Source organism: Streptomyces sp. NPDC059564 (assembly GCF_042735575.1).
In the GTDB taxonomy this organism is placed as follows: domain Bacteria; phylum Actinomycetota; class Actinomycetes; order Streptomycetales; family Streptomycetaceae; genus Streptomyces.
On record NZ_JBHWBP010000084.1, the window covers coordinates 1 to 26924 of the forward strand.

25 protein-coding genes and 1 pseudogene are annotated in these 26924 nt (G+C 75.5%); 14 read left to right on the forward strand and 12 right to left on the reverse strand.

Features of this window, described 5'->3' with window-relative positions; translation table 11 throughout:
- Positions 1-187, forward strand: a pseudogene (locus tag ACFV0Q_RS16905) (hypothetical protein); the annotation flags it as partial.
- A gap of 81 nt (positions 188-268) precedes the next feature.
- Here ACFV0Q_RS16905 and ACFV0Q_RS16910 read toward each other — a convergent pair.
- The 4 genes from ACFV0Q_RS16910 to ACFV0Q_RS16925 form a co-directional block, all read right to left on the reverse strand.
- Positions 269-1336 carry a lactonase family protein gene (locus tag ACFV0Q_RS16910; RefSeq protein WP_385005955.1) on the reverse strand — a complete coding sequence of 356 codons (1068 nt, stop codon included), beginning with the start codon at positions 1334-1336 and terminating at the stop codon, positions 269-271.
- A gap of 55 nt (positions 1337-1391) precedes the next feature.
- Positions 1392-2531 (reverse strand): nitric oxide synthase oxygenase, encoded by a 1140-nt coding sequence (locus ACFV0Q_RS16915; protein WP_385005957.1) that lies wholly within the window; start codon positions 2529-2531, stop codon positions 1392-1394.
- Between the two features lie 217 nt (positions 2532-2748).
- On the reverse strand, positions 2749-4248 hold the full coding sequence (locus ACFV0Q_RS16920; RefSeq protein WP_385006002.1) for an FUSC family protein: 1500 nt from the start codon (positions 4246-4248) through the stop codon (positions 2749-2751).
- Between the two features lie 397 nt (positions 4249-4645).
- Positions 4646-5371, reverse strand: a complete 726-nt coding sequence (locus ACFV0Q_RS16925) for a VOC family protein (RefSeq protein WP_385006004.1) — start codon at positions 5369-5371, stop codon at positions 4646-4648.
- A gap of 262 nt (positions 5372-5633) precedes the next feature.
- On the opposite strand from ACFV0Q_RS16925, the gene ACFV0Q_RS16930 reads away from it, so the two are divergent.
- Complete coding sequence (locus tag ACFV0Q_RS16930; RefSeq protein ID WP_385005959.1) at positions 5634-6170, forward strand: DUF5133 domain-containing protein; 537 nt, start codon at positions 5634-5636, stop codon at positions 6168-6170.
- Positions 6171-6174: 4 nt separating this feature from the next.
- On the opposite strand, the gene ACFV0Q_RS16935 is transcribed toward ACFV0Q_RS16930, so the two are convergent.
- Positions 6175-7161: an NAD-dependent epimerase/dehydratase family protein gene (locus ACFV0Q_RS16935; protein WP_385005962.1), complete on the reverse strand. Its 987-nt coding sequence runs from the start codon at positions 7159-7161 to the stop codon at positions 6175-6177.
- A gap of 214 nt (positions 7162-7375) precedes the next feature.
- Between ACFV0Q_RS16935 and ACFV0Q_RS16940 the strand changes: the two genes are divergently transcribed.
- Positions 7376-7600, forward strand: coding sequence for a hypothetical protein (locus ACFV0Q_RS16940; RefSeq protein WP_385005964.1), 225 nt, complete (start codon positions 7376-7378; stop codon positions 7598-7600).
- Between the two features lie 141 nt (positions 7601-7741).
- Here the strand turns inward: ACFV0Q_RS16940 and ACFV0Q_RS16945 are convergent, their stop codons facing one another.
- Positions 7742-10180: a SpoIIE family protein phosphatase gene (locus ACFV0Q_RS16945; RefSeq protein ID WP_385005966.1), complete on the reverse strand. Its 2439-nt coding sequence runs from the start codon at positions 10178-10180 to the stop codon at positions 7742-7744.
- Positions 10181-10571: 391 nt separating this feature from the next.
- Here ACFV0Q_RS16945 and ACFV0Q_RS16950 point away from each other — a divergent pair, with 391 nt between their 5' ends.
- From ACFV0Q_RS16950 to ACFV0Q_RS16960, 3 genes are all read left to right on the forward strand, one after another.
- Positions 10572-10943, forward strand: a complete 372-nt coding sequence (locus ACFV0Q_RS16950) for a hypothetical protein (RefSeq protein WP_385005968.1) — start codon at positions 10572-10574, stop codon at positions 10941-10943.
- A 73-nt stretch (positions 10944-11016) separates the two neighbouring features.
- Entirely contained in the window at positions 11017-12645 is a 1629-nt protein-coding gene (locus ACFV0Q_RS16955; RefSeq protein ID WP_385005970.1) for an FAD-dependent monooxygenase, read from the forward strand.
- 76 nt (positions 12646-12721) lie between these two features.
- Positions 12722-13447, forward strand: a complete 726-nt coding sequence (locus ACFV0Q_RS16960; RefSeq protein WP_385005972.1) for a hypothetical protein — start codon at positions 12722-12724, stop codon at positions 13445-13447.
- On the opposite strand, the gene ACFV0Q_RS16965 is transcribed toward ACFV0Q_RS16960, so the two are convergent.
- The 4 genes from ACFV0Q_RS16965 to ACFV0Q_RS16980 form a co-directional block, all read right to left on the reverse strand.
- On the reverse strand, positions 13444-14853 hold the full coding sequence (locus ACFV0Q_RS16965) for an MFS transporter (protein ID WP_385005974.1): 1410 nt from the start codon (positions 14851-14853) through the stop codon (positions 13444-13446). The genes ACFV0Q_RS16960 and ACFV0Q_RS16965 overlap by 4 nt on opposite strands.
- 28 nt (positions 14854-14881) lie before the next feature.
- On the reverse strand, positions 14882-15304 hold the full coding sequence (locus ACFV0Q_RS16970; protein WP_385005976.1) for a universal stress protein: 423 nt from the start codon (positions 15302-15304) through the stop codon (positions 14882-14884).
- A 9-nt stretch (positions 15305-15313) separates the two neighbouring features.
- Positions 15314-16831 carry an APC family permease gene (locus tag ACFV0Q_RS16975; protein ID WP_385005978.1) on the reverse strand — a complete coding sequence of 506 codons (1518 nt, stop codon included), beginning with the start codon at positions 16829-16831 and terminating at the stop codon, positions 15314-15316.
- A 79-nt stretch (positions 16832-16910) separates the two neighbouring features.
- Entirely contained in the window at positions 16911-17504 is a 594-nt protein-coding gene (locus tag ACFV0Q_RS16980) for a histidine phosphatase family protein (protein ID WP_385005980.1), read from the reverse strand.
- A 196-nt stretch (positions 17505-17700) separates the two neighbouring features.
- Here ACFV0Q_RS16980 and ACFV0Q_RS16985 point away from each other — a divergent pair, with 196 nt between their 5' ends.
- Complete coding sequence (locus ACFV0Q_RS16985; RefSeq protein ID WP_385005982.1) at positions 17701-18366, forward strand: YoaK family protein; 666 nt, start codon at positions 17701-17703, stop codon at positions 18364-18366.
- Positions 18367-18402: 36 nt separating this feature from the next.
- Here ACFV0Q_RS16985 and ACFV0Q_RS16990 read toward each other — a convergent pair whose 3' ends face one another.
- Positions 18403-19791 carry a cryptochrome/photolyase family protein gene (locus ACFV0Q_RS16990; RefSeq protein ID WP_385005984.1) on the reverse strand — a complete coding sequence of 463 codons (1389 nt, stop codon included), beginning with the start codon at positions 19789-19791 and terminating at the stop codon, positions 18403-18405.
- A gap of 14 nt (positions 19792-19805) precedes the next feature.
- Positions 19806-21371 (reverse strand): SDR family oxidoreductase, encoded by a 1566-nt coding sequence (locus tag ACFV0Q_RS16995; protein ID WP_385005986.1) that lies wholly within the window; start codon positions 21369-21371, stop codon positions 19806-19808.
- A 167-nt stretch (positions 21372-21538) separates the two neighbouring features.
- On the opposite strand from ACFV0Q_RS16995, the gene ACFV0Q_RS17000 reads away from it, so the two are divergent.
- The 7 genes from ACFV0Q_RS17000 to ACFV0Q_RS17030 form a co-directional block, all read left to right on the forward strand.
- Positions 21539-22822 (forward strand): NAD(P)/FAD-dependent oxidoreductase, encoded by a 1284-nt coding sequence (locus ACFV0Q_RS17000; RefSeq protein WP_385005988.1) that lies wholly within the window; start codon positions 21539-21541, stop codon positions 22820-22822.
- Positions 22819-23583 (forward strand): DUF1365 domain-containing protein, encoded by a 765-nt coding sequence (locus ACFV0Q_RS17005; RefSeq protein ID WP_385005990.1) that lies wholly within the window; start codon positions 22819-22821, stop codon positions 23581-23583. Before ACFV0Q_RS17000 ends, ACFV0Q_RS17005 begins: the two co-directional genes overlap by 4 nt.
- 60 nt (positions 23584-23643) lie before the next feature.
- Positions 23644-24138 (forward strand): Lrp/AsnC family transcriptional regulator, encoded by a 495-nt coding sequence (locus ACFV0Q_RS17010; RefSeq protein WP_385005992.1) that lies wholly within the window; start codon positions 23644-23646, stop codon positions 24136-24138.
- 46 nt (positions 24139-24184) lie between these two features.
- Complete coding sequence (locus ACFV0Q_RS17015; protein ID WP_385005994.1) at positions 24185-24883, forward strand: HAD family hydrolase; 699 nt, start codon at positions 24185-24187, stop codon at positions 24881-24883.
- Positions 24884-24987: 104 nt separating this feature from the next.
- Complete coding sequence (locus ACFV0Q_RS17020; RefSeq protein WP_385005996.1) at positions 24988-25227, forward strand: hypothetical protein; 240 nt, start codon at positions 24988-24990, stop codon at positions 25225-25227.
- 17 nt (positions 25228-25244) lie between these two features.
- Positions 25245-25721 carry a hypothetical protein gene (locus ACFV0Q_RS17025; RefSeq protein ID WP_385005998.1) on the forward strand — a complete coding sequence of 159 codons (477 nt, stop codon included), beginning with the start codon at positions 25245-25247 and terminating at the stop codon, positions 25719-25721.
- Between the two features lie 132 nt (positions 25722-25853).
- On the forward strand, positions 25854-26924 hold a 1071-nt coding region (locus tag ACFV0Q_RS17030), incomplete at its 3' end, for an FAD-dependent oxidoreductase (protein ID WP_385006000.1).

Consider the following 26924-nt stretch of genomic DNA (forward strand, 5'->3'; position numbering starts at 1 on the left):
CGGCCAGCTGGCGCTGGCGCCCTACCTGATCGGCCCGGAGGCGGCCGAGGGGCTGCTGGACACCGCCTGCAAGGAGGCCGACTGCGCCGCCGCCGAGGTGCTCGGGTCCTACCCGGCGCTCGGCAAGCTCGCCGTCGCCCAGTACAGCGCCGCCCTGGGGATCACGCTGGGCGCCGGCGCCCACTGACGTCCCGTACACAGCGAAGAGGGCCCGCTCCCGGATTCCGGGGCGGGCCCTCGCCGCGTCCGCGGGTCGTCGCGGTCGGCCTCAGCCGAAGACCACGCAGGACGCCGCGGGGACGGCGACCGACCCGGTCCGGCGCGGGTGGCCGGTCAGCGGGTCCACCTCGAACCAGGTGACGTCGCCGGAGTGCTCGTTGGCCGCGTACAGCCTGCGCCCCGCGGGATCGATCGCGAGGTCGCGCGGCCACGCGCCGCCGCATCCGACCGTGCCGGTGAGCCGCGGTTCCTCCGGGCCCGCGGCCAGGGAGAAGGTGACCAGGGCGTCGTCGCCGCGGACGGCGGCCCAGAGGAAGCGTCCGTCGGGCGAGGCCACGATCGCGGAGGGGTAGGGCCGTGCGGCCCCTGGAACGCCCGCTGAGGCGACCGGAACCTCTCGGACCGGTTCCAGGTGCCCGGACTCCGCGTTCCAGCGGCAGACGGTCAGCTGCGGCTCCAGCTCGTGCAGTACGTAGGCCACCCCGCCCGCCGGATGGAAGGCGAGGTGGCGCGGCCCGGTCCCGGCGCGCAGCGCGACCTCCGCGTGGACCCGCAGGGCGCCGGTGGCCGGGTCGAGCGCGCAGACCCGTACCGAGTCGGTGCCCAGGTCCACGCTGAGCACCCACCGGCCGGTGGGGTCGGGCAGCACCTGGTGGGCGTGCGGCCCCTCCTGGCGGTCGGCGTCGAGGCCCGCGCCGCGGTGGGCGAGGACGGAGGCGGGCCCGCCCAGGCCGCCGTCCGGGCCGACGGGCATGCTGCCGACGCTGCCGGAGGTGTAGTTCGCGGTGAGCAGCCGGCGCCCGGCCAGGCAGAGGTGGGTGGGACCCGAGCCGCCGACGGACACCGGGGCCCCGAGCGGGGCCACTCCCCCGCCGGTGAGACGGAAGGCGCCCGCCGCGCCCCGGCCGGTCTCGCTGACCGCGTAGAGCACGCCGGCGGCCCGGTCGAGCGCGAGGTACGAGGGGTCGGCCAGCGAGGCGTCGGCCGCGAGCGGGGTCAGCGCCCCGGTGCGCGGATCCACGGCCGCGGTGGTGACACCGCGGCCGCCCCCCGAGGTGAACGAGCCGATGTAGGCACGGTGCGCGCCGCCTTGGTCCGTGCTGTCCGCGTCGCCCACGGGTGCCCCTTCTCCGCCGTTCCGGATCCGTACGAAGCCGACGGTAACAGAAGGTCTAGACCAAATCCTCACCTCTGGCGCGTTCTTGTGCGCCGGTGTGGTGCACGTACGCCGTCGCGCTCGGCCGGTCCTCGTAGGTCCGGTGGAAGACCGGGGTCGCGGATCCCGACATCGGCGGGACGATCCAGGACCAGTCCGCGCCCACCGGGCGCCCCTTGCGCTCCTCCCGCTCCAGGTGGGAGAGGAACCGCCGGGACTCGGTGTGGTGGTCGGCGATCGTGACGCCCGCCGCGTCGAAGGAGTGCAGTACGGCCCGGTTGAGTTCGACCAGCGCCCGGTCCTTCCAGAGCGAGCGGTCGGAGGAGGTGTCGAGACCGAGTCTGCGGGCGACGGCCGGGAGGAGGTTGTAGCGGTCGGTGTCGGCGAGGTTGCGGGCGCCGATCTCGGTGCCCATGTACCAGCCGTTGAACGGGGCGGCGGGGTAGTGGACCCCACCGATCTCCAGGCACATGTTCGAGATCGCGGGTACGGCGTGCCAGCGCAGGTCCCAGTCGCCCCAGTCGTCCCGCCCGTCCGGGTGGCGGATCGGCACCTCCAGCACCGCGTCGGCGGGGGTCTCGAACCAGCGGGGCTTGTCGTCGACGCCCTGGACCACCAGCGGGAGGAGGTCGAAGGGGGTGCCCGGGCCGCCGGACCAGCCGAGCCGGAGCAGGGATTCGGTGAGGGGGGCGTTGCGGGCGTCGCCCACCGTGATGGAGTGGTGGTCGCCGTAACCGGCGTAGCGCACCAGCTGCTCGTTCCATATCAGCGGGCCGGGACGGCCCGGGGCGTCCGGGGCGAAGACCGTGATCGTCGGCCGGACCCGGCCGCCGTTGGTGGCGTCCCGCAGGTGCGCGAAGCACTCCCCCGCGATGTCCTCGGCCTCGGTCAGCATGCGGCGGTCGCGCACCCGCAGCGAGTTCCAGTAGAGCCGGCCTATGCAGCGGTTGCTGTTGCGCCAGGCGACGCGGGCCCCGTGGACCAGCTCCTGCGGGGTGTGCCGGTAGGTGCCGGTCTCCTCGATCTCGGCCCGGACGGCGGCGATCCGGGCGTGCGGATCGCCCGCTTCCGGATTCTCCCGGTGGAAGAGCCGGATGAACTCCTCGGCTTCCTCCCCCACCTGCGCGGTGCCGGCGTGCTGCTGGAGTATTTCCATTGCGCCCCGCTACCCCCCGTCCGACCGGTACCACCCTGTACGTGCCGGATGAATGTGCACGCGAACAATCACCCGTTCTACCTGCCGCCGGTCAGCGTCGGGCTGACGCGGGGCAGGGAACACTCCTCCGAGTGGTCTTCGGGCGTTGGCCTGCGGCGAGGGGCCGAACGGTCGTACTATCCGCGGCAGTCGGGGCGGGCCGGGCGTTGCTCCGGCGTCACGCCCCGACGGTGGCGAGCGGTGCGCGGGGGTGGGTGCGCAGGGGGGCGGCGAGGGCCGTGAGGGCCTGCTCCAGGCCGTGGAGGTGGGCCAGGGCCGGTTCGGCGGCGGCCGGGCGGGGCGAAAGGTGCGCGGCGGCCGGCTCCTGGGCGTCCCGGGGCGCGGTGAGCGCCTCGACGGCCGCCTCGACCCGCCAGCAGGCGGCGGCGAGCCGGGCGTCGTGGGAGGCCTGCGGGTCGGCGGCGACGGCCACGAGGCCGCGTACCTCGCGGGCGCAGTCGTCGAGCAGGGCGAGGACCTGGCGGGCCCGGCCCTTGCGGGCGCGCAGCGGGCTCAGCGGGTGGACCAGCGGCGCCAGCGCCATCCGCACCCGGCCCAGCAGCAGCTCCAGTTCGGCGGCGTGCGGGGCGGGATCGGCGGCCGGGTCCCCGGCGAGCCGGTCGAGGGAGGCCGCGGTGGAGGCCCGTACGCAGTGCAGCGCGCGCTGGATCCAGGCGTCGTTGGCGGCGTGCGTGGTGACGGGCAGGACGAGGACCACGGCGAGCGCGGCGCCCAGCGCGCCGACGGCCGTCTCCTCGAAGCGCAGGAGCAGCAGACCGGGGTGGAGCACCCCGAGGAGCCCGTAGAGCAGTCCCGCCATGACGGTGACGAAGAACATCATCCAGGAGTACGAGGGGGCGGCCGTGTAGAAGATGCCGAAGACGCAGACGGCGACGAGGGCGGCGGTGGGCGCGGGCGCGCCGTGCAGCGGTACGGCGATCAGCAGTCCGGCCGCGATCCCCACGACGGTGCCCAGGACCCGGCGGAAGCCGCGGACCAGGGTCTCGCCTCGCGAGGCGGTGTTGACGAAGATCCACCAGGCGGTGCCGACGGCCCAGTACCAGCGGTCCTCGGACAGCGCCTGGCCGATGGCGAGGGCGAAGCCGCAGGCGGCGGTGGCCTGGAAGGCCTGCCGGGTGGTGGGGCGGGCGAGGCCGGTTCCGGGCAGCCCGGGCGGGGCGGCGGCGGGCGGGGTGCGGCGCTCGATGGGCCACAGGACGAAGCGCGCGGCACCGGCCGACAGGAGCGCCAGTCCGACGGCGGCGAACAGCTCGGGGAGCTGGGCGGGCACGGCGTGCAGGAACTGGGTGACGAAGAACATCATGAAGCCGAAGATGCCGAGGGCGTGGCCGCGCGGTCCCCAGCGGCGGGCGTAGACCCCGGCGAAGACCACGGCGAGGAAGGCCGCGTCACGGGCCTGCGCCATCCCGTGCAGGGTGGTGGCCAGCGCCAGGACGGGGAAACCGGCGACGGGCAGCAGGGCGGTGGTGATCCGCTGGGCGCGGACGTCCGCGTCGAGGACGGTGAAGAGCGCCAGCAGGGCGGCGAGCCCGCCGGTGATGGAGGCGGTCAGGGAGAGCCCCGCCAGCTCGGCCACGGTGACGGCGAGCCCCACGCCGACGACCGCGCGCAGTGAGTTCCTGAGTCTCGTGCGGCCCGGGTCCGGAGCCACGAACATTCTCTTCACGGCGGTGTGCCGCCCCCCTTGCGATGGCGCACGCCGGGCCGCCTGCCGCCCGGGGGTGGTGGGCGGTGTGGAGGCACGGCGAAGGCGCCACGGTCCGGACCGGCCTCGTTGCCGTCCGGCGCTGCGTGGCGCCGTAAGTACATGGATAGGACACAGATAACCATCCGGAGGCCCACTGGCTCAACCGGACCGCGTGGGACTGGGCCATTGGCACAGGTCCGGGGACCGGAATTCGACCAGGAATCCGCCAGCGGTCCAGGTCCGGCCGGCCGGGGCGGCGGAGCCCGTGAGTGGACGCGCGGGGGGCGGGTACGTTCAGCACACGGGGTGCGGCTCTGGCCATAGGGGCTGCGACGGGGGCCGCATCCCGACGAGCCGGGCCGGCTGATCAGGGGGCGTTGGGGGCGACGACGGTGAAGAGCGCGCCGTCGGGGTCGCGCAGGGTGAGGAGCCGGCTGGCGGGGGTGGTGCGCACCGGGGAGGCGATCGTCCCGCCGAGGGCGGTGGCCCGCTCGGCGGCCGCTTCGAGGTCGGGGACGTGGAAGTGGGTGTGCCAGCGGGGCCGGACGTTCGGGTCCGGGTCCTCCTCGATGGCGCCGCCGCTGATCTGGGCGACGGTGTCGCGGCCGTGGCGCAGGACCACGCGGTCGTGCTCGTAGGAGACGCTGCAGCAGCCGGCGCTCCCGTCGGCCCAGCCGAGGACCTGCCCGTAGAAGATGGCCGCCGCGAAGGCGTCGCGGGTCCGCAGTTCGAGCCAGGTGGGGGCGCTGCCGCGGACCGCGCTCCAGTCGGGGATGACGCCGCCCTGCCAGAAGCCGAACACGGCCCCGTCGGGGTCGGCCGCCAGGGCGGCGCGGCCCGTCCCGAAGGGGAGCGGGCCGACGGCCACGGTGGCGCCGCGTTCGCGCACGCGGGCGGCGGTGACGTCGGCGTCGTCGACGGCGAAGTACGGGGTCCAGGCCACGGGCAGACCGGGTGACATGGCCGGCGCCCCGATGCCCGCGACGGGCGCCCCCTCCAGGAACGCCACCGACAGGCCGTCTCCGGTGCCGCGGAACTCCCAGCCCATCACGGCGCTGTAGAACGCCTGCGCGGAAGGGAGGTCCCGGGTCATCAGACTGACCCAGCAGGGTGCGCCCGCGAGCGCGTGGCTGGATGTCGACACGGCTTCCACGTCCTCCTCTGCCGCGCGCCGGACGGAACCGGCCCACCGTAGCCCCGGCGGGCCGTGGGGCCGGTGAGGCTCGGCAGCACCCGCCCGATCGGACGCAGCGGAGCGGGGGGCGCGGGCTCGGTGCCGACCGGTTTCGAGGCGGGCATACCTTTCATACGTGCGGACATGTGCGCGGTCGGCCTTGGGTTGAAGGGATCATCCGGTGGCGTTTCCTCACATTCCTCAGAACGGCGGACATGAAGCCGCCACCCCGTGCGCGGCCGTGTGGGCGGTGGGGGTGGTGATGGTGGTGACGCCTTGTTCGGTACGGGAGGCGCACCGGGTGCTGGCGGCGGCGGCCGGGGCGGCGCACGTCACCGTCGAGGAACTGGCCGCGGCGATGGCGGCCTCCTGGCGGGGCGCGGCGGTGCCGGCGGGCGTGCAGCGGGCCCTGCGGCGGGCGGTGGTGGCGGCCCGGACGGCGGGGCCGTGCGCCGCCGCGGCGCGGCCGCTGGTGCCGAGCCGGGCCCGGACCGAAGAGGCCCTCGCGCGCTTCCGGTCCTCCCGGGTGCGGCTGTGGGCCGCCCCGGCGGACGCGGAGGCCCGCCAGGCGATGGACGACGCCACGTACACCCTGTGCGTCCTGATGGGCCGCCCCACGCCGCACGAGGCGCTCCGCGCCGCCGAACTCCGCCTGGCCCCGGAACCGGCACCGGCCCCCGCCGCGGAGAGCCTCCCGGAGCCCGGCCTCGCGGTCTGACCCCTCAGGGGAGGTCGGCGAGCAGGGCCTGTTCCCGGGGCGGGGTCAGGCCCGCGCGGCGGGGGCGGTGGAGGCCCTGCGCGCGTTCCCAGGCGAGGAGGTCGGCCAGCAGCTCGGCCCTGGGGCGGTGCCGCAGTCCGGCCGCGGCCGCCGCCGCGCCGCCGCGCGAGCAGAAACCGGCCCAGTCGGGGTCCGGCATCCACATCGCCAGCGACTCGGGCCCCATGAACCGGCCCACCCCCCGCGCGAGCAGCCAGGCCGGATCCGCCTCGACCACCGGGCCGGTGTGCCCGCCGGCCTCGCGCGAGAGCGCGACCCACTCCCCGAAGGGCACGACCGGCCCGACGGCGTCGTACGTGCCCGTCGTCCCGGCGCGCGCGCAGTCGAGCAGCCAGGCCGCGAGGTCCCGTACGTCGACCGTCTGGGTCGCGATGTCCGGGGAGGCGGGCACCAGCAGGGGTGCCAGCGGATCGCGTGCCGACCGGGCCACCCAGTACCCGGTCCGGCCGCTGTGGTCGCCGGGTCCGCCGATCAGGCCGGCGCGGGCGATCAGGAGGCGGTCGCCGACGGCTGCCGTCGAGGCCTCCTCGCAGGCGGCCTTGGCCTCCCCGTACTCCTCGCGGCCGGCCTCGTCGCCCTTCGCCGCGGGCAGCAGCGGCGTCGTCTCGTCCGCGTCCGGCAGCGCGTGCGAGGCGTACGCGCTGACCGACGACACGTAGGTCCAGTGGCGGGCGCGCCCGCCCAGGGCGGCCAGCGCCCCGCGGACGAAGCCCGGCTGCCACGACACCTCGATCACGGCGTCCCAGTCCCGGCCCGTCAGCGCCTCGTACGCCGACGGTTCACGCCGGTCGGCGGCCACCAGCGTCGCCCCCTCGGCCACCGCGCCGCTCTCGCCGCGCGCCAGACAGGTCACCCGATGCCCGCGTGCCAGTGCCTCCTGTGAGACCGCGCGTCCCACCCATGCCGTTCCACCCAGTACCAAGATCTCCATCCGCCCACTCCAGCACGGATGCCGGCCCCCGCGTCCCGCGCTTCGCCCAGAGCGGAGACCGGGACGCCCGCGTCACGCGTCAAACCTGTGGCGTCCCTGATTCGCCCGGTCGGCCGAGGCCCGGTGGCCGTCTGGCCGATAGCGGGCTCTCATGGGACAGCGGGCGGTTCCCCGCCCGACCACGCAAGCGCGGAAAGGCGTCCTCATGTACGAAATGCGCGCTGAATCCCCGGACGGCCGGGGTGAACTCCTGTGGCACGTCCTCGCCAAGGAGCCGTCTTCCGGAACCCTTTGCGGCCGCCACGCGCCGCCCCCGGTCACCACCCCTGCCGAGACCGGCGAGACGACCGCCGAACGCTACTGCACCCACTGCATGGGGGCCTTCCGCTCCGCGGTGCAGGCCCATGCCGAGCAGGCCCTGAGGCCCGAGGCCGCGTAGCCGGCCGAGCCCGGGCGGACACCCCGCCGGCCGGCGGCCCACCCCGCGCCCGGGGAGGGCGAAGACCGCTGACACCACGGCGAAGCCCGGACACCGGAGGTCCCCGGTGCCCGGGCTTCGCCGCCACTCGGACGCCGGGCGTCAGGCGTCGTCCGGGACGGCGATGTCCAGGACGCAGATGTCGTCGCGGTGCCCCCGCCGCAGCGCGGCCAGGGTGCGGGCGAGGGTTTCGCCCCGGCCCTCGCGCAGGAGCCGCAGGGCGGTGTCGGCGAGGCGGCGCAGTCCGTCCTCGATGTCCTCCCCCGGCTCCTCCACGAGGCCGTCGGTGTAGAGGAGCAGGTGGTCCCCGGGCAGCAGGTCGATCGTGGCCTGTCCGTACGCGGCCTCGAAGGCGGCGCCGAGCAGGGCGCCCTTCGGCTGCGGCAGGAACTCCGCCCGGTCGCCGCGGATCAGCAGGGGCGGCAGGTGGCCGGCCCGGACCCAGGTCAGACGCCGGTCCCGGGGGCGGTAACGGCCCATCACCATGGTGGCGGTGGCTCCGGCCGGGTCGGCGGCGGTGTGCAGCAGCAGCGTGTTGAGCCGTCCCAGGACGTCGGGCAGGGCCGAGCCGGTGATGGTCATGCCCTTGGTGGTGAACCGCAGCTGGGCCATGGTGCCGACGGCGGCCAGGCCGTGGCCGGCCACGTCCCCGACGACGAAGAGGGCGCTCTCGTCGGGGAGTCCGATGGCGCTGTACCAGTCGCCGCCGACGTTGACCCCGCTGTCGGCGGGTACGTAGGCGACGTCGACGCACAGGCCCGCGAGTTCCAGCGACTGCTGCGGGATCGGCAGCAGGGTGTCCTGGAGCCGGGCGGCGAGCGCGCGTTCGGCCTTGAGCATGCCGCGCTGGACCAGGACGTCGCGTTCGCTCTCGAGCAGGGCGAGTTCGGCGTTCTGCTGTGCGGTGACGTCCTGGAGGAGCCCGTGCACCTCCACGGGGGTGCCGTCGGCGTCGGTCTGGGCCTCGGCGACGATCCGTACGTGGCGGACGCCGTCGGAGGTGGTGATGCGGAAGACCTCGTCGACCGGCCCGCCCTCGCCCAGCAGCCGCCGTACGGCCGCGTTCATCCGGGGCAGGTCGGCGGGGACCAGGTGGCGGGGCAGTTCGTCCAGGCGTACGGGGCCGAGGGCGGGGTCGCGGCCGAAGACGGCGTAGAGGTGCTCGGACCAGACGGTGGTGTCGGACACCAGGTTCCAGCCGGCCCAGCCGAGGTTGCCGAGGCGCTGCATGTCGGCCAGGCGCCGGACTTCGCGCTCGCTGGTGTCGTGGCGTACCCAGGAGGCGACGAGGCGCTCCCCGAGCCGGGTCGCCCGTACCGAGTACACGGACCGGTGCGGGACTCCGGCGACCACTTCCTCGTAGGTGAAGGGCTCGCCCTCGTACGTCCTGCCGGTCCTCAGCACGTCCTGGTACCCGTCCCACACGGCGGTGCCCGCGAGCGTCGGGTAGGTCTCCAGGATCCGCCGGCCCACGAGTTCCGTGCCGCGGCGCCCGGTCACGTCGACGGAGTCGGGGGCCGCCGCGTCGATCCGGTAGTCCTCGACCTCTCCCGCCGCCGAGCGCAGCGGGGTGAGCAGGATGGCGGGCCCGGACAGGGCGTCGAGGATGTGCTGGACGGCGTCCGCGTACCCCCGGCCGTCGGCGTCCGCGGCGGCGACGGGGGCGTCGGTGAGGCCGAACGCGCGGAGCGGGCCGCCGCAGAGCCGTACGACGCGCAACAGCAGGTCCCGGGTGGGCGGGTCGAAGGGTCCCGGCCCGGTCCGCAGGAAGCCGAAGACGGCTCGCGGGGGACCTTCGCCCGGAACGGGCAGCCAGGCGCGGGAGGGCCACCGCTCCGGAGGATCGCCGATCAGCAGGTAGCGCTCGGCGTCCCGTACCGGGTCCTCCAGCCAGAGGGCCTTCCTCGCGGCGATGGCCTCCAGGGCGGCGACGCCGCTGAGCGGCGGGACGTGGCGCCACTGGTCGGCGACGACCGCGCCCACGCCGGCGTGGCCGGCCAGCTCCAGGCTGCCGCCGGAGGCGGTGGCGTAGATCATCACGCCGTCCACGCCCGTGGCCGCGCCCGCCTCCGCCCGCAGCAGCTCCGCCACGTCGTCGGCGGTGCGCGCGGCGGCCAGGCGCTCCGCGAGCCGGGTCAGGAGCCGGCGGGGCGCGGTGCCGTGATCGGGGTTCCGGCCGCCGGTGGATGCCTCCGGCGTACGGGAGGCCGACGCGGTCGGCGACGGTGAGGGCGGTACGGGTGCCGGTGGCGGGGAAGCCGGTGGCGGCCGGTGCGCGTCGGCCCGGCCCAGCGCGATCCAGCACTCCTCCAGGAGGCTGCGGCCCCGCCGGGCGGCCTGCCGGACGAGCCGGTCGTGGGCGGTGTCGGCGGAGACCCCCGACTGGGCCATGAGCACGCCCTTGGCCCGTTCCACGACGGCCGCGGTCGCGGTGACGCCCCGCAGGTCCTCGATCTCCGACCGCAGCCGGGCGACGACCCTGGCCAGCGCGAGCACCTCGGGCGCCGCGCCCCCGTCCGCGGACTGGACATCGCTCTGCATCCTTCGAGCATGGCACGGGCGGGCATGCGCGGCGCCGGTACGGGCAGACGCAGGGCGGCGGGACGGCCCGCGCGCCACCGCCACCGCAGGCCAGGACCCCGAACAGCGAGGTGAACCGCATGCAGCGCAGGACCGCACCGGCCACGGGACAGGAGCGGGGGGCCAAACCGGAACCCAAGGGTCCGGCCCCCGTTCCCTCGACACCGCATCCGGTACCCCGTGATCCCGGGACCGCGACACCCCGGCCGAAGCCGCACGACCCCCGCCGCGCCCCCGAGCCGCCGCCCCCGACGGAGCCCGCGGCGGTGCCGGAGCCGCCCGACTGACGGCTCCGGGCGGTGCCGCGCCCCGTACGAGGTGTACGGGGCGCCGCGCTGGGCAGTCGCCGGTCATGAGCCTCCAGCACCCGGCGGAGAAGCACGGGGACGGTCGGATCGGCCGTTTCGAGAAGCTCGCCGAACTCGCCTCGAACTTCACGAGCTCGCCGCTCTTCTCCGTCCTGTGCGTGGCCCTGGTCGCCGCCTTCGTGGCGGTCCATCTGGCCGGGCTGTCCGCGGACTGGCAGCACCTCGTGGGCGACGCGATGGGCGCCGTCGCCCTCCTGCTGCTGGCCCTGCTGAAGAACGCCGAGCGGCGCGCCGAGCACGCGATCCAGCGCAAGCTCGACGCCATCGCCGCCGCCCTGCTGGAGTGGCAGCGCGGCGAACCGGGCCGGGCGGCCGAGGCCCTGGAAGAGACGATCCGGCTGGAGGACCAGACGTAGACCTCCCGACGAGGACGACGCGGCGGGCGGGCGTCCGGTCGCCGCGTACCGGCCGTCCGGTGACGATGGAGAGGTGCACGGCGAACCGGCGGACGTACTGGTCGCGGGAGCCGGCCCGGTGGGGCTGACCGCGGCGGTGGAACTGCGCCGGCGCGGGGTCGCCTGCCGGATCGTGGACCGGCTGCCGGAGCGGCTGCCGTACGCGAAGGCGGTGGGCATCCAGCCGCGCACCCTGGAGCTGTGGGACCGGATGGGCCTGGTGCGGACCGCGCTGGACGCGGCGGTGCCGTTGTACGGGCAGCTGGTCTACTCCGACGGCGTGGAGCGGGCCCGGCTGGACATGGCGGTGCCGCCCGGAATCCCGTACGGGTTCGCGGCGCTGCCGCAGTACGAGACCGAGCGGATCCTCGAGGAGTTCCTGGCCCGGTTCGGGACCCGGATCGAGCGGGGCACCGAGCTGGTCTCGTTCGCGCAGGACGACGACGGGGTGACCTGCCGGCTCGTCGGCGCGGGCGGCGAGGAGGAGGTGCGCACCCGTTTCCTGGTGGGCTGCGACGGGGCGCACAGCCTGGTCCGCAAGGGGCTCGGACTCTCCTTCGAGGGCGGGGCGTTCCCCGAGGAGTACATGCTGGCGGACGCGGCGGTGGACTGGGACCTGCCGTACGGGTACACGGTCCGGGCCATGCACCACGACGGCGACGGCAAGGTCGACGACCTGCTGGTGTGCATCCCGCTGCCCGGCGAGGGCCGGTACCGGCTGTCCATGCTGGTGCCGCCGGAGCTGTCGTCCCCGTCGGCCGCGGCGGACGGGGTGGCGCACGGGCTGGAGGGCGGTCGGCGCCCGGAACTGCGCCACGTCCAGGCCGTCCTGGACCGGCTGTCGCCGCGGCCGGTGACGGCCTCGGACCTGCGCTGGTCCTCGATCTTCCGGATCAGCCACCGCATCGTCGACCGGTACGGGGACGGGCGGGTCTTCGTCGCCGGGGACGCGGCGCACATCCATCCGCCGACCGGCGCGCAGGGCATGAACACCGGGATCCAGGACGCCTGGAACCTGGCCTGGAAGCTGGCGGCGGCCGTCGGCGGGAGTGCGCGTCCGCGGCTGCTGGCGAGTTACGACGCCGAGCGCCGGCCGGTCGGCGAGGAGGTCGTCGGGCGGACCGTGCGGCACGCCGCCGAGGGGGTGCAGGCCGACCCCGAGGACGGGAACACCCTGCTGCTGCGCGAGGCCCAACTGCTCCTCGGCTACCCGGACAGCCCGATCGTACGGGCGCCCGGTCCGGACGGCGGCGGCCCCGGCCCGCGCCCGGGCGACCGCGCCCCGGACTGCGACGGGCTCGTCGGCCGGATCGCGTCCCACCCGCTGCGCCTGCACGAGCTGTTGCGCGGCAGCGAGCACGTACTGCTGGTCTGCGCCCCGCGCGCGGACACCCCTGGCGTCCCCGGACTCGCCGCACTGACGGGCGGGTTGCCCGCGGGACGGCTCACGGCGTACGCGGTCCTCACCGAGGGCGGGACCGCGCCCGCCTGGGCCCCACTGCCGGTCTTCCTCGACGCACGGGGCGACTTCGCCCGCGTCTACGGGGTGCGGGAGCCCACCGCCTTCGTGATCCGCCCGGACGGCTACCTCGGCGCCCGGCTGACCCCGCCGACGGCCGCCGGCCTGGCCGCGTACCTGTCGGGCCTGTTCGCGGACCGGTGACCGTGCTGCACAATCGTGGCTTCGACACGATCTTGGGGGGCTCACGCGCATGTACGGGGCGGGGAACAGACGAGCGGTGCGGGGCCTGACGGCCTTCGCGGCCGGGGCGGCACTGGCGGCGGCGACCGCCGGGTGCGGTCCGGCGGACGGCGGGACGGCCGCCGGGGGCACGGCGTCGCCGAGCGCGGGCGCGAGCGGCGACGGCAAGCCGGGACCGGGGGCGGACCGGCTGAAGGAACTGCTGCTGGAGCCCGGCGCCCAGGCCGGGCCGTACGAGGTGGAGGAGCCGCTGCTCGACGAGCCGTTCAGCGAGCTGTACGACGCCTCCCCGGCGGTCTGCGGGCCGCTGACCAGCCTCGCCAAGGCCGGGCACACGGCGCAGGCGTACGGCTCGGTCGGCGTGCCGGACAAGCCGCTGGAGGTCAGTATGGACATCCTGCTGCGCTCCTACAAGGACGGTGCGGCGGCCGGAGCGGTCATGAAGTCGCTGGCGGAGGCCGGGGCGCGGTGCGCCGGCGGCTACAAGGAGGAGCGCGCGGTGACCGACGCCCCGGTCCTTCGGGTGGAGAAGGTCCCGGCGCCCGCGATCGGCGACGAGGCGCTCGCGTACCGCATCGTCGTGCAGGACGTGAAGGACAAGGACATCTCGCTCTACGAGTACCTCACGCTGGTCCGCACCGGCCCCGTGACCCTCTCCTTCCGCTCCGACATCGTCGCCACCGACGACTTCGGCGGCGTGCCGCAGGAGATCGTGACGGCGCAGTGGCAGAGGCTCGCCCGGGGAACGGGCTCGGGCTCCTAGGAACGGGCCGGAGCCCGGTGGGCGACGGCGGCCATCGCGGCGGCTCCGAGGACGGCCAGTACGGCGGCCGCCCGCAGGAGCGCCTCGATGGCCGGGCCGTCCGAGGCGGCCCCCGCGACGGAGCCGCTGATGACCTCCAGGACGGTGGAGGCGACGGCCACCGCGACCGCCCCCAGCAGCACGAGGGAGGTCAGGACGAGGCCGGAGGCGGCGGCGAGCCGCCCGGGCGGGACGTAGGACTGGGTGGCGACGTTGGTCAGCGCCCAGGCCAGCCCGCAGCCGACCCCGACCACGGCGAAGACGGCGGTGTAGACGACGAGGTCGCTCACCAGGGTCAGCGCGAACAGGCTGACGCCGCTGAGCAGCATCCCGGCGGCCATGAGCGTCTCGGGCCGCACGCGCAGGGCCAGGTGGCCGGACCGGTAGCTGGCGGCTCCGGCGCCGACCGACAGGGACAGGAAGACCAGCCCGGACTCCAGCGGCGACAGGCCGCGCGCCTGCTGGAGGTAGAGCGCCGAGAAGACGGCGACCAGGCAGTAGACGATGTTCGAGACGGAGCCGGCCAGGGTGACGGCGACGAAGGGGCCGTTGCGCAGCAGCTCCAGGTCCAGCAGGGGCTGCGCGGTGCGCCGTTCGACGGCGACGAACACGGCCAGCAGGACCGCGCCGCCGACCAGGCAGCACAGGGTCGCCGGGGAGCCCCAGCCCCAGTGCCCGCCCTGGTCGACGCCGGTCATCAGGGCGGACAGGCCCCCGGCGAGGGTCACCACGCCCGGCAGGTCCAGGCCGCGTCCGGCGTCCTCGTCGCGGGTCTCGGGTACGTGGCGCAGCAGGAGCACGGCCGCGAGGAGGCTGAACGGCACGTTCAGCAGGAACACGGCGCGCCAGCTGACGTGTTCGGCGAAGGCTCCGCCGATGAAGGGGCCCAAGGCGGTGCCGACGGCGCTGAAGGCGAGGACGGTGCCGACGGCGCGGCCCTGCCGTTCGTCCCGGAAGTAGGCGGTGACGACCGCGACCGACACGGGGAGGATCAGCGCCGCGGTGCACCCCTGGACGACCCGTCCGGCGGTGAGCCAGGCGGTGTTCCGCGCGGCGGCGCACACCACGGAGACGAGGGCGAAGCCGGTGAGCCCGCAGACGAGGACGCGCCGCCTGCCGAACAGGTCGGCGGCCCGGCCGCCGGTGACCATGAGCGCCCCGAGGCTGAGCATGTAGCCGCTGACCAGCCATTGGAGGTCGGTGGAGGGGGTGTGGAAGTCGCGGGCGATGACGGGGAGCATCAGGTTGAGGGCGAACCAGTCCATCTGGACCAGCAGCATCGAGATCGCGGCGGCCACGATGACCGCCCGGTCGCGGCCGTGGAAGAGCCCGCGCCCCGTCCGGGCCCCTGCCGCCGGTCTCGTCATGCCTTCCGCCCGCCTCGCGTTCCCCGGTCTACGGATCGTCCGCGGTCGGGACGCAGAGCACCGGCACGGGCGAGAGGTGCAGGAGCTTGTGCGGGGTGGAGCCGAGGAGGGCGCCGCGGATCGGGCTGTCGCCCCAGCTGCCGACGATGATGACGCGGGCGTCGTGGCGTTCGGCGGCGTTCAGCAGCGCCTGGGCGGGTTTGTCGTCGACCACCTCGACGGTGGAGGGGACGCCCGCTTCGTCGGCGGCCTCCACGGCCCGCGCGAGGGCGCTGCGGCCGGCCTGGAGGACGGCTTCGCGGTGGGCGCGGTACTCCTCGCCGGCGCCTCCGGGCGCGGCGGCCCCGTAGACGAGGACGAGGGGCTCCCCGAAGGCGGTGGCCACCTCCAGCGCCACCCGCAGGGCGCGTTCGGCACCGGGCGATTCGTCGTAACCCAGGACCACGGACATCCGGCCTCCTCAGGACTTCCCGCCGTGTACGAGGGCCGGGTCGACCACGCCCCGCCGCTCCTGCCAGAAGCTGCCGTCGTGGATCCGCCAGTAACACATGATCAGGACGCCGACCACGGCGATGCCGATGCCGATGACCAGAGGCGGGCCGAGGCCGAACCAGGAGATCCCGCCGGCGGAGTTCTCCGGGTTCGACATGTCGCCGATGGACTCCACCAGCAGCCAGGCCAGCAGGCCCGCGCCGATCAGCGGGCCGAGGCCGATGAGGAGGAAGTTGTGCGCGCTCTCCAGCAGGTGGCGGCGGTAGTAGATCGCGCAGGCCACACCGGTGAGGGCGTAGTAGAAGGCGATGAGCAGGGAGAGCGCCGTGAGGGAGTCGAGCAGGGCGTTCTCGCTGATCTGGTTGACGGCGAGGTACCAGCCGATGGCGATGGCGGCCACCCACCAGGTGCTCACGTCGGGGGTGCGGAAGCGGGGGTGGATGTGCGCGAGGTGCGGCGGGAGCGCGTGGCGGCGGGCCATCGACAGGGCGGTGCGGGAGGCGGGGATGATCGTCGTCTGGGTGGAGGCGAGGGCGGAGGTGGAGACCGCGAGGAGCACCACCCAGTCCCAGCCGCCCATCACCTCGTGGGCGAGCGTCGCGAAGACGGCCTCCTCCTCGCCCGCGTTCTCCGCGAGGAACGTCGTCCCGGCGTAGGCGACGACCGCGTAGCCGACGGACAGGTAGGTCACCAGCAGCACGATGGTCGACCAGATGCCGGCCTTGCCGGGCGCGGTGGCGGAGTCCTCGACCTCCTCGGTGAGGTTCACGGCGGATTCCCAGCCCCAGTAGATGAACACGCCGAGCAGCAGTCCGCCGGTGAGGGCGGCGCCGCCCGCGCCGAAGGGGTTGAGCCAGGCGAGGGAGGGCGGGGTGCCGTCGAGGGTGCTGGTGCCGTCGTAGACGCGGTAGATGGCGACCACCGCGAAGACGAGCAGGAAGAAGACCTGGGCGAGGATGAGGACGTCCTGGAGCCGGGCGGACATCTCGGTGCCGATGACGCAGATGGCCGTCATCACGAGGATCACGACGACGGCCAGCCCCTGCCGGACCAGCGCGTTCGAGGCCAGGCCGTCGAGGCCCACGGCGAGCAGGCCGAAGTGGACGGCCACGTCCGCGAGGGAGCCGATGACGAGCACGCCGGTCATGGCGATGGCCCAGCCGCCGAGCCAGCCCGCCCAGGGGCCCATGGCGCGGGTCACCCAGGAGAAGGTGGTGCCGCAGTCCTGGTCGACCTTGTTGAGGTAGTAGAAGGCGGCGGCGATCAGCAGCATCGGCACGAAGGACGCCAGCATCACGCCCGGCGCGTAGATCCCGACCAGGGCCACGATCGGGCCGATCACGGCGGCCAGGGAGTAGGCGGGCGAGGTGGAGTTCAGGCCGATCACCAGGGCGTCGAGGAAGCCGATGGCGTTGGCCTTGAGGGTCGCGTCGGGGGCGGCCTCCGGGATCGTGCTGCCCGGTGCGTCGCGGTCGCCGTCGTCCATGTACGCATCGTCACGCACCCGGCCCGCCCGCGCGAGGCGGGCGGGGCGGGGCGGCAGGGACGTGTTTCGGCGGCGGCCCTCAGGGGCGCGTGTTCCAGCCGGCCACGACCGGAAGTCCGTGCTCCGTGGACAGGACGCTGACCGTGCCGGTGCGCAGCAGGAAGAGCCGGCCGTCCGCCGGGGCCAGGCCGAGGTAGCGGGCGGTCAGGACGCGCAGGAAGTGCCCGTGGGCGACGAGCACCACGTTGCCCCGGTCGGCGCGCAGCACCGCGGCGGCCCGGGCCAGCACCCGGTCCGCGCGGACGCCCACCTGGGCCGCGTTCTCGCCGGGGTGGTGGGCATCGCCCTGCGGGACCCCGTCGGTCCACAGCGACCACTGGGGCCGGGTCCGCCGGATCTCCACGGTCGTGATGCCCTCGTAGCCGCCGTAGTCCCATTCGTGCAGGTCGGGGTCGGGGACCCCGTCGGAGAGCCCGGCGAGCTGGGCGGTGGCCACGGCCCGGCTCAGCGGGCTGGTCAGCACCAGGGCGGGTCGCTCGTGCTGGAAGAAGGGGGCCAGCGAGATGGCCTCCTCGACCCCCCGCGCGGTCAGCGGCACGTCGGTCAGCCCCGTGTGCCGGCCGTTGGCGCTCCAGGCCGTCTCCCCGTGCCTCACCAGAAGCAGATCACTCATGCTCCGGACCCTAGGGCATGTCCGCGAACTCTCCGCCCGCTTCCGCATGTCGTTGTCGGCGCGGGCGGGGGGCGTGTCAGGGTCGGGCGTCATGGACGTGAACCGCCGCCGCCCCCTCCCGCGTGCCGTTCGGTCCGCCCCGGACGGGGGCTGACCGGTGGGGGCGGGCGCGCCGCGGCCCACCCTGACCGGGCTCATGCTCGCCCTGACCGCGATGACCGGCCTGATCGAGGCGGTGAGCCTGCTCGCGCTGGGGCCGGTGTTCACCGCGATGCAGACGGGCAACGTCCTCTTCCTGGCCTTCGGGGCCGCGCACCAGGGGCACCTGCCCACGCTGCCGTCCGCCGTCTCGCTGGCGGCCTTCGGGGTGGGCGCGGTGTGCGGGGCGCGGATGGAGTCGGCCGCGGAGGGGCGGGGCTGGCGCTGGATGGGGATGGGCCTGTACTGCGAGGCGGCGCTGATCCTGGCCGCGGCGGGCGCCGGGTGGACGGTGGCTCCCCAGTACGGCGGTCCGGGGGCCCCGCACCTGGTGGCGGCCGGGCTGCTGGCGGTGGCGATGGGCATCCGCAACGTGACGGGCATGCGCGTGAACCTGCCCGGCGTGCCGACCACCCTGGTCACCCGGTCCATGACCGGGCTGATGGGCGGCTCGGTCCTCGGCCGGGACACCGCCTTCGGGTACGGGACCACGACCTGGGTGCGGCGGGCCCTGGCGGTGCTGGCGATGTTCACGGGCGGGCTGGCGGGGGCGGCCCTGGTGCGGGCCGGGTGGACGGTGGGCGAGCTGCTGCTGCCCGCCGCGGTGGTCGCGACGGCGGTGGCCCTGCTGCACCGGGCCATGCCGCACCTGCACACGACGTAGGGGCGGGTCCGGGCGGCGGCGCGGGGTCCGCCCGGCTCACGGTGCGGCGGCGCCGGGCCGTCCCCGGCGGAAGCGGCCGAGGCCGTCGGCGAGGTCCACGACGGGCTCGGGGTAGTCGAAGCGGGCGCGTTCCTGGGCGGGCAGCCGCCAGGGCTCGTGCACGCGGGGCGCGGCCAGTGCGGCCAGTTCGGGGACCCAGCGGTGGACGTACCGGCCGTCGGGGTCGTGGCGCAGGCCCTGGCGGACGGGGTTGAGGACCCGGTTGGGGCGGGTGTCGGTGCCCGTCCCGGCGACCCACTGCCAGTTGAGCTGGTTGTTGGCCACGTCCCCGTCGACGAGGAGGTCGAGGAAGTGCCGGGCGCCGGTGCGCCAGTCCACGTACAGGGTCTTGGCGAGGAAGCTCGCGGCCAGCAGGCGGCCGCGGTTGTGGATCCAGCCCTCGTGGCGCAGCTGGCGCATGGCCGCGTCGACGACCGGGTAGCCGGTACGGCCGTCCTTCCAGGCCCGTACCTCCTCCTCGGCGGCGGGGCCGGTGCGCCAGCGGTCCCGGCGGCTGCGGTAGTCGGCGGTCGCGGTCTCGGGGCGGGCGGCGAGGACCTGGTGGTGGAAGTCGCGCCAGCACAGCTGTCGCACGAACGCCTCGGCGCCGGGGCCGCCGGCGGCGCGGGCGCGGTGGACGGCTTCGGCGGGCGAGAGGGTGCCGAAGTGGAGGTGGGGGGAGAGGCGGGAGGTGGCGTCGCCGGCCAGGTCGTCGTGGGCCTCCTCGTAGTGGGTGATCCCGGCGCGCAGCCAGCGCGTGAGGAGCCGCCGGGCCTCGCTCTCGCCGCCGCGCGCCAGGCCCGGGGAGATTCCGGTGACGGCGGAGCGGCGGGGCGGTTCCTCGGAGCCGAGGAAGTCGGGGACCCGTACGGAGCGGGGGGCGGGGGCGACGGGCCGCGGGGGGAGCTCCGCCCAGCGGCGCAGGTAGGGGGTGAAGACGGCGAAGTGGCCGGAGCCCGAGCCGGCGGGGAGGACCGCGCCGGGGGCCACGACGGTGACCACCGAGTCGTGCACGTGGAGCCTGCGGCCCTGGGACTCCAGGGCCTCGCGCAGGCGTTCCTCACGGGCGTGGGCGTAGCCGCTGACCCCGGCGGCGATGTGGACCTCGTCGGCGTCGGCCTCCTGCGCGAGGGCACAGACCTCGGCGACGACGTCCCCGGAGCGCAGGACGAGGCGGCCGCCGCGTTCGCGCAGGGCGGCGTCGAGATCGGCGAGGCAGTCGGCGAGGAAGGCCAGCCGGTTGGGCGCGGCGAAGGCGGAGTCCTGGATGGCGCGGTCGCGGACGAAAAGCGGCACCACCCGGTCGCTGGAGGCGAGGGCGGCGCGCAGCGGCGGATGGTCGTGCAGGCGCAGGTCTGAGGTGTACAGGACCACGGCGGTGTTCATCGCTGTCGGCTCCGTCAGGGCTGTGGGTGTCGGCTGTCACGGGGTGCTCCGGCACGGGGGACCGCACCGGATGCGGCCCGTTCCGCGGCGCCGGCGATGTTGCGGGCCATACCGCCGAAGACGACGGCGTGGAAGGGCGCCACGCTCCACCAGTACAGGTGCCCGAGCAGCCCGTGCGGGTGGAACAGCGCCCGCTGCCGGTACCGCGCCCGCCCGCCGCCCGCGCCCCCCGCCGCCGCGTCGGCGGGGCCGGGTTCCGGGTCCACGTACAGCTCCAGCCAGGCCAGTCCCGGGAGCCGCATCTCGGCGCGCAGGCGCAGCAGGCGGCCAGGTTCGATCTCTTCCACCCGCCAGAAGTCGAGGGAGTCGCCCACCCGCAGCCGGGCGGCGTCGCGGCGCCCGCGCCGGAGGCCGACGCCGCCGACGAGCCGGTCCAGCCGGCCCCGTACGGCCCAGGCGAGCGGGAAGGAGTACCAGCCGTTCTCCCCTCCGATGCCCTCCACCACCCGCCACAGCGCCGCCGGCGGGGCGTCGACGGCCAGTTCCCGTTCGTCGGTGTAGAGGCTGCCGCCCGCCCAGTCGGGGTCCGTGGGCAGCGGGTCGCTGGGCGCGCCGGGCAGGGAGGCGGAGGACCACCGGGTGGTCACCCCGGCCTCCCGTACCCGCCGGAGGGCCAGCGCGAGGGCCTGGTCGAAGCCGATCGGGGAGCCCGGCGGGTCGGGGACGTACGCGGCGATGTCGTGCTCGTCGCAGACGACCTCGTGGCGCAGGGATTCGGCGAGCGGCCGGGCCAGCCCGCGCGGGACGGGGGTGACGAGGCCGATCCAGTGGCTGGACAGCCCCGGGGTCAGCATGGGGACGCGCAGGATGAGCCGCTTGGGCAGCCGCGCCACGGCGGCGTAGCGGCGCATCATCTCCTCGTACGTGACCACGTCCGGGCCGCCGATGTCGAAGGACCGGCTGACGTCGGGCGGCATGGAGGCGCTGCCGACGAGGTAGCGCAGGACGTCCCGGACGGCGATGGGCTGGATGCGGGTGCCGACCCAGCTGGGGGTGACCATGACGGGCAGCCGCTCGGTGAGGTAGCGCAGCATCTCGAAGGAGGCGGAGCCGGAGCCGATGATGACGGCGGCGCGCAGGACCGTCGTCGGGACGCCCGAGGCGAGGAGGATGTCGCCGACCTCGGCGCGGGAGCGCAGGTGCGGGGAGAGTTCGTGCCGGGGGACGCCCCGCGGGACGAGGCCGCCGAGGTAGACGATCCGGCGGACCCCGGCGGCGCGGGCCCGGTCGGCGAAGGTCCGGGCGGCGGCGCGGTCGCGGTCCTCGAAGCCTCCGCCGGTACCGAGGGCGTGGACGAGGTAGTAGGCCACGTCGATGCCGCGCAGTGCCTCGCCGAGCGACGCGGGGTCGGTGACGTCGCCGCGCACCACCTCGGCGCGGCCGGCCCAGGGGTGGTCGCGCAGTCGCTCCGGTGAACGGGCCAGGCAGCGGACGCGGTGTCCGGCGTCGAGGAGTTCGGGCACCAGGCGGCCGCCGATGTAGCCGGTGGCTCCGGTGACCAGGCAGTGCCGGCCGGTCATGTGTGCTCTCCGCTCGTCGTTTCCACGCCGCGGGTGGGGATCCGGTCGGGCCCGCGGATCCGGATGCGTCCGTGGGGCACCACCATGCCGTTTCCCCGTACCCGTTCGCCCCACGACACATCCGACGTCCCCTGCGGCTCCGAAGTGAGCGTGAAGGAGGGAGCGAGATGACCGAGCGAGGACGACCGAGCACGGCCGTGGTCGGTGGGGGTGTCGCGGGGCTGACGGCGGCGTACGTGCTGGCCGGGAGCCATGACGTGACCCTGTACGAGGCCGACGACCGGCTGGGCGGACACGCCCACACCCATCGGGTGGAGGGCTCCGACGGCCTGGACCGGGCCGTCGATTCCGGCTTCACCGTCTACGACGACCGCACCTGTCCCCACCTGCTGCGGCTCTTCCGCGAGCTCGGGGTGGCCACCCGGCCCGCCACCCTGAGCATGTCCGTGCGCTGCGACGGATGCGGGCTGGAGTACGCCGGGGCGCCCGCGCCGCGCGGGCTGTCGGCCCGGCCCCGGTGCGCGCTGCGGCCCGCCTGCCTGCGGATGCTCGCCCGGGTGCCGGACTTCCACCGGCGGGCCCGGCGGCTGCTGGCCGCGCCCCCGGCCGCGCCCGAGGTGACCCTGGGCGAGTTCCTGGAGCTGGGCGGCTTCGGGCCGTACTTCACCGGGCACTTCGTGGTCCCGCTGCTGGCCTCCGTGTGGGCCGGGCCGCCGGACGGGGCGCTCGCGCATCCGGCGCGCCACCTGTTCCGCCTCCTCTCCCGGCACGGGCTGCTGTCGGTGGGCGGCTCGCCGCGGCGGCGTACGGTCGAGGGCGGTTCGGCCCGGTACGTGGAACGGATCCGGGAGGTGCTGGGCCCGGGCGCGGTCCGCGCGGGTGCCCGCGTACGGTCCCTCTCCCGTACGGCGGGCGGGGTCTGGATCACCACCGCCGACGGGGCCCCGGCGGCGTACGACGCGGTGGTGGTCGCCGTCCACGCGGACCAGGCGCTGGGGATCCTGGCCGATCCCACCGACGCCGAGCGGGAGGTGCTCGGCGCCATCCGCCACTCCCGCACCCGGACGGTGCTGCACACCGACGCCTCGGTGCTGCCGCGCGCGGCGGGGGCGCTGGGCTGCCTGCACCACCGCCTGTCCGGGTGCCGGCCGGACGGGGCTCCGGTGCAGGTCAGCTACGACATGAACCGGCTCCAGGGGCTGGCTGCGCCGGAACCGTACGTGGTGACGCTGAACGCCGGGGAGGGCCGGGTGCGGCCGGAGCGGGTGCTGGCCGAGATGGACTACGAACACCCGCTGTACACCGCGGAGTCGGTGGCGGCGCGGCGGCGGCTGCCCGCGCTGTCGGGGCCGGTGACGGCCTTCGCGGGGGCGTACCACGGCTGGGGGTCCCACGAGGACGGCTGCCGGTCGGGCGTGGCGGCGGCGGCCGCGCTGGGGGTGGTCTGGTGACGGGCGGCCGGGCGCGCGGGGCCGGGGCGGCGGCCGGCGCGCTGTACGAGGCCGACATCCGGCACGTGCGGGAGGGCGGGCACCGGTACTCCCTGCGCCACCGCACGTACCTGTGGCTGGTGGACCTGGACGCGCCGCCTCGGCTGCCGGTCCCGTTGCGGGCGCTGGCCCGGTTCGAGGCGCGGGACCACTTCGGCGGCCGGCTTCCGACGATCCGGGCGGGCCTGGACGGGTTCCTCGCGGCGCGCGGGGCGGCGCTGCCGCCGGGGTCGAGGGTGCTGATGCTGGCGCACGCGCGGGTGTTCGGGTACGTGTTCAACCCGCTGTCGGTGTACTGGTGCCACGGCCCGGACGGCGCGCTGCGGCAGATCGTCGCCGAGGTGCACAACCCGTACGGGGAGCGGCACTGCTACCTCCTCGGCCCGGAGGCGGCCCGGGAGGGGCGCGTGCCCAAGGAGTTCCCCGGCTCCCCCTTCCTGGAGGTGGACGGGGACTACCTGATGAGGCTGCCCGAGCCGGGCGAACGCCTCGAGCTGACCGTCCGGCTGGCGGGCGGGGCCGACGGCACCCGGCTGACGGCGACCGTGCGGGGCCGGCGCCGCCGCGGGGGCGTGCCCGGCCTCCTGCGCGCCGTACTGCGCCATCCCTGGTCCACCGCCGCCGTGGCGTTGTGCGTCCGGGTCCACGGCATCCGGCTGTGGCTGCGCGGCGTGCCCCTGGTGCCGCGCCCCCGGCACGTGCCCCAGGAGGGGGTGAGGTGACGCCGGCGGGCGGCGGTCGCGCCGGAAGCGGCTGGTCCGGGCCGTTGGTACAGTCCGGCCATGGCGGTGGACGAGCTCGACACCCGGATCCTGCGCCTGCTGATCGAGCAGCCGCGCACCAGCGTCCGCGAGTACGCCCGGATCCTCGGCGTGGCGCGCGGCACCCTCCAGGCCCGGCTGGACCGGCTGGAGCGGACCGGGGTGATCACCGGCACCGGCCCCGCCCTCTCCCCCGCCGCCCTGGGCCACCCGGTGCTGGCCTTCGTCCACATCGAGGTCACCCAGGGGCACCTGGACGAGGTCGGCGAGGCCCTCGCCGCCGTGCCCGAGATCATCGAGGCCTTCTCGATCACCGGCGGCGGGGACCTGCTGACCCGGGTGGCGGCCCGGGACAACGCCCACCTGGAGGACGTGATCCAGCGGCTGATCCGGCTGCCGGGCGTGGTGCGCACGCGTACCGAGGTGGCCCTGCGCGAGCGGGTGGCGCACCGGCTGCTGCCGCTGGTCGAGTCCGTGGGGCGGGAAGCGGCGGGACGGGCGGCCCGCAAACCCTGACAAGATGGTCTAGACAGGTAGGCAACCGGCAGGACGGGCACAACGGATGATTTCCGTCATATTCGATCTCGACGGCACCCTCGTGGACAGCGAGCCGAACTACTACGAGTCGGGCCGCCTCACGCTGGAGCGCCACGGGGTCCCCGATTTCACGTGGGAGCAGCACGCCCGCTTCATCGGCATCGGCACCCTGGAAACGCTGGAGGCCCTCAAGGAGCGTTACGGGCTGCGGGCCCCGGTGGAGCAGCTGCTCGCGGAGCAGAACGCCGCCTATCTGGAGCTGGCCCGCACCCACACCGAGGCCTACCCGCAGATGCGCACGTTCGTGGAGCGGCTGCACGCGCGGGGCGTGCCGATGGCCGTGGCCTCCGGCTCCTCGCGCGAGGCGATCGACGCCGTGCTGGCGGGCACCGGACTGGACGCCCTGCTGACGACGGTGGTCTCGGCCGAGGAGGTCGCCCACGGCAAGCCGGCCCCGGACGTGTTCCTGGAGGCGGCCCGCCGGCTCGGCGCGGAGCCGGCCGACTGCGTGGTCGTCGAGGACGCGGCGCCCGGCGCCCGGGCCGCGCACGCCGCCGGAATGGGCTGCGTGGCCATCCCGTACGTGACGGACACCGCCGACGACCCGGCGTTCGCCGCCGCGGGCCTGCTCTTCGCGGGCGGGCAGGCCGAGTTCAGCGCGGACGCGGCCCACGACTGGCTGCTCTCCCGCGAGGCGGGCACCGGCGGCCCGGGAACGGCCTGAACTGCCCCCGGGAACTGCCTCCCTGACGCCGTGTCCGCTCCTACGCTCGGGCCTCGGCGGCGGCGGGAGAGCACGCCGCCCGGACCAGAGAGGGCTCGATGGACATGAACAGGAACAAACTGGCGGCCGGCGGCGCCGCGGTCGTGATGGCGGCGGGGATCGCGATGACGGCGGTCGGCACGGCGAACGCGGCTCCGGGCGGCGCGCGGATCACCTCGGTGGAGCAGCTGCACCACCACCTCGCGCAGGCGGTGGCGCAGGAGCGGGCCCTCGGGCCGCAGGGCACCCTCGGCGACCCGGTCGGGCGTGAGGTGCTGGCGTCGAGTGACGCCGTAGACGGCTGACGGGCCGGGTGAGCACCGTGGGAAGCGACCAGACAGCAGCGGCCCCGGCGACCTGGTGCCCGAGCGGCGAAGCCCGGGCCCCCGAGTCCGTCGTCCTCGGCGTCCGTTCGGCGGCGGACGGGCAGGTGGCCTACCTCGCCGATCCGGTCCCGGCCTCCGAGGTCCTCGGCACCCTCCCCGAGGGGATCGAGCCGACCCGGGTCCTGCGCTTCGCCTCGCACTGCGTCTCCGCCTGCGTCAACCGGCGCGGCGACGACTGCGCCCTGGTGGAACGGGTCCTGACCCTGCCCGCGGCCACGGCGGACGCCCGCGCGGTCCCGCGGTGCCACCTGCGTGCCCGGTGCCAGTGGTGGCAGCAGTCGGGCGTCTCCGCCTGCCACCGCTGCCCGGCCGTCACGACGGCCACGTTCCGGGAGGACGAGCTCGCCACCCTGGTGGCGGATCCGTCCACGACCCCGGAGCAGCTGGCCGCCTGGATCGAGGCATCCGCCTGACCGACGGCCGGTGGCGCTTCCCCCGTACGGCGATGTCCCCCGCCGCCGTACGGGGGAAGCCGCCCGGGCGGGGCCCCGTCCCCGGGCGGGAAGATCCGGCGACCGTCCCGAGTTGGTAGAACCGTGAACGAAATGGCGCGGTACGCGGAAGCACCGGCAGAGGTGGACGTGGTGGTCGTCGGGGCCGGGCAGGCGGGCCTGTCCAGCGCGTACCACCTGGCCAGGGCGGGCATCGGGCACGTGGTGCTGGACCACGCGCCCCGGCCCGGCGGCGCCTGGCAGTTCCGCTGGCCCTCGCTCACCTACGGCAAGGTCCACGGGATGCACGCCCTGCCGGGGATGGAGCTGGTCGGCGCCGATCCGCTGCGGCCCTCGTCCGAGGTGATCGGGGAGTACTTCGCGGCGTACGAGGAGCGCTTCGGCCTGCGCGTACGCCGGCCCGTGGACGTGACGGCGGTACGCGACGCGGGCGACGGCCCGGCCGGCCGGCTGCTCGTGGAGTCGGCGTCGGGCAGCTGGTCGGCGCGGGCGCTGGTCAACGCCACCGGCACCTGGGACCGGCCGTTCTGGCCGCGCTACCCGGGCCAAGAGCTGTTCCGGGGCCGCCAGCTGCACACCGCGAACTACCCCGGACCCCGGGAGTTCGCCGGGGCCCGGGTCATCGTCGTCGGCGGCGGCACCTCGGCGGTGCAGCACCTGCTGGAGATCTCCGAGGTGGCGGCGGAGACCACGTGGGTCACCCGCCGGCCGCCCGTGTTCCGCGAGGGGGGCTTCGGCGAGGCCGAGGGCCGGGCGGCGGTGGCGCTGGTGGAGGAGCGGGTCCGGCGCGGGCTGCCGCCACAGAGCGTGGTCAGCGTGACCGGCCTGCCGCTCAACGAGGCCGTACGGGCGGGTCTGGCCTCGGGGGTGCTGGAGCGGCGGCCCGTCTTCGACCACATCACCGCGACCGGGGCCGCCTGGGCGGACGGCACCCGCGTGGACGCCGACGTCATCCTGTGGGCCACCGGCTTCCGGGCCGCCGTCGACCACCTGGCCCCGCTGCGGCTGCGCGAGCCGGGCGGCGGCATCCGGGTGGAGGGCACGAGGGCCGTACGGGACGAGCGCGTCCACCTCGTCGGCTACGGCCCGTCGGCCTCGACGATCGGCGCCAACCGGGCCGGCGCCGCCGCCACCCGCGAACTGCGCCGCCGCCTGTCGCGCGCC

Bases quoted from the DNA above. Each gene is read 5' to 3' on its own strand.
- ACFV0Q_RS16990 (WP_385005984.1), bottom strand. From the start codon at position 19,791: ATGAACACCGCCGTGGTCCTGTACACCTCAGACCTGCGCCTGCACGAC.
- ACFV0Q_RS16995 (WP_385005986.1), bottom strand. From the start codon at position 21,371: ATGACCGGCCGGCACTGCCTGGTCACCGGAGCCACCGGCTACATCGGC.
- ACFV0Q_RS16925 (WP_385006004.1), bottom strand. From the start codon at position 5,371: ATGACCCGGGACCTCCCTTCCGCGCAGGCGTTCTACAGCGCCGTGATG.
- ACFV0Q_RS16915 (WP_385005957.1), bottom strand. From the start codon at position 2,531: ATGGAAATACTCCAGCAGCACGCCGGCACCGCGCAGGTGGGGGAGGAA.
- ACFV0Q_RS17015 (WP_385005994.1), top strand. From the start codon at position 24,185: ATGATTTCCGTCATATTCGATCTCGACGGCACCCTCGTGGACAGCGAG.
- ACFV0Q_RS17020 (WP_385005996.1), top strand. From the start codon at position 24,988: ATGAACAGGAACAAACTGGCGGCCGGCGGCGCCGCGGTCGTGATGGCG.
- ACFV0Q_RS16965 (WP_385005974.1), bottom strand. From the start codon at position 14,853: ATGACGAGACCGGCGGCAGGGGCCCGGACGGGGCGCGGGCTCTTCCAC.
- ACFV0Q_RS16970 (WP_385005976.1), bottom strand. From the start codon at position 15,304: ATGTCCGTGGTCCTGGGTTACGACGAATCGCCCGGTGCCGAACGCGCC.
- ACFV0Q_RS16945 (WP_385005966.1), bottom strand. From the start codon at position 10,180: ATGCAGAGCGATGTCCAGTCCGCGGACGGGGGCGCGGCGCCCGAGGTG.
- ACFV0Q_RS16935 (WP_385005962.1), bottom strand. From the start codon at position 7,161: ATGGAGATCTTGGTACTGGGTGGAACGGCATGGGTGGGACGCGCGGTC.
- ACFV0Q_RS16940 (WP_385005964.1), top strand. From the start codon at position 7,376: ATGCGCGCTGAATCCCCGGACGGCCGGGGTGAACTCCTGTGGCACGTC.
- ACFV0Q_RS16975 (WP_385005978.1), bottom strand. From the start codon at position 16,831: ATGGACGACGGCGACCGCGACGCACCGGGCAGCACGATCCCGGAGGCC.
- ACFV0Q_RS16920 (WP_385006002.1), bottom strand. From the start codon at position 4,248: ATGTTCGTGGCTCCGGACCCGGGCCGCACGAGACTCAGGAACTCACTG.
- ACFV0Q_RS17000 (WP_385005988.1), top strand. From the start codon at position 21,539: ATGACCGAGCGAGGACGACCGAGCACGGCCGTGGTCGGTGGGGGTGTC.
- ACFV0Q_RS17010 (WP_385005992.1), top strand. From the start codon at position 23,644: ATGGCGGTGGACGAGCTCGACACCCGGATCCTGCGCCTGCTGATCGAG.
- ACFV0Q_RS16950 (WP_385005968.1), top strand. From the start codon at position 10,572: ATGAGCCTCCAGCACCCGGCGGAGAAGCACGGGGACGGTCGGATCGGC.
- ACFV0Q_RS16985 (WP_385005982.1), top strand. From the start codon at position 17,701: ATGCTCGCCCTGACCGCGATGACCGGCCTGATCGAGGCGGTGAGCCTG.
- ACFV0Q_RS16980 (WP_385005980.1), bottom strand. From the start codon at position 17,504: ATGAGTGATCTGCTTCTGGTGAGGCACGGGGAGACGGCCTGGAGCGCC.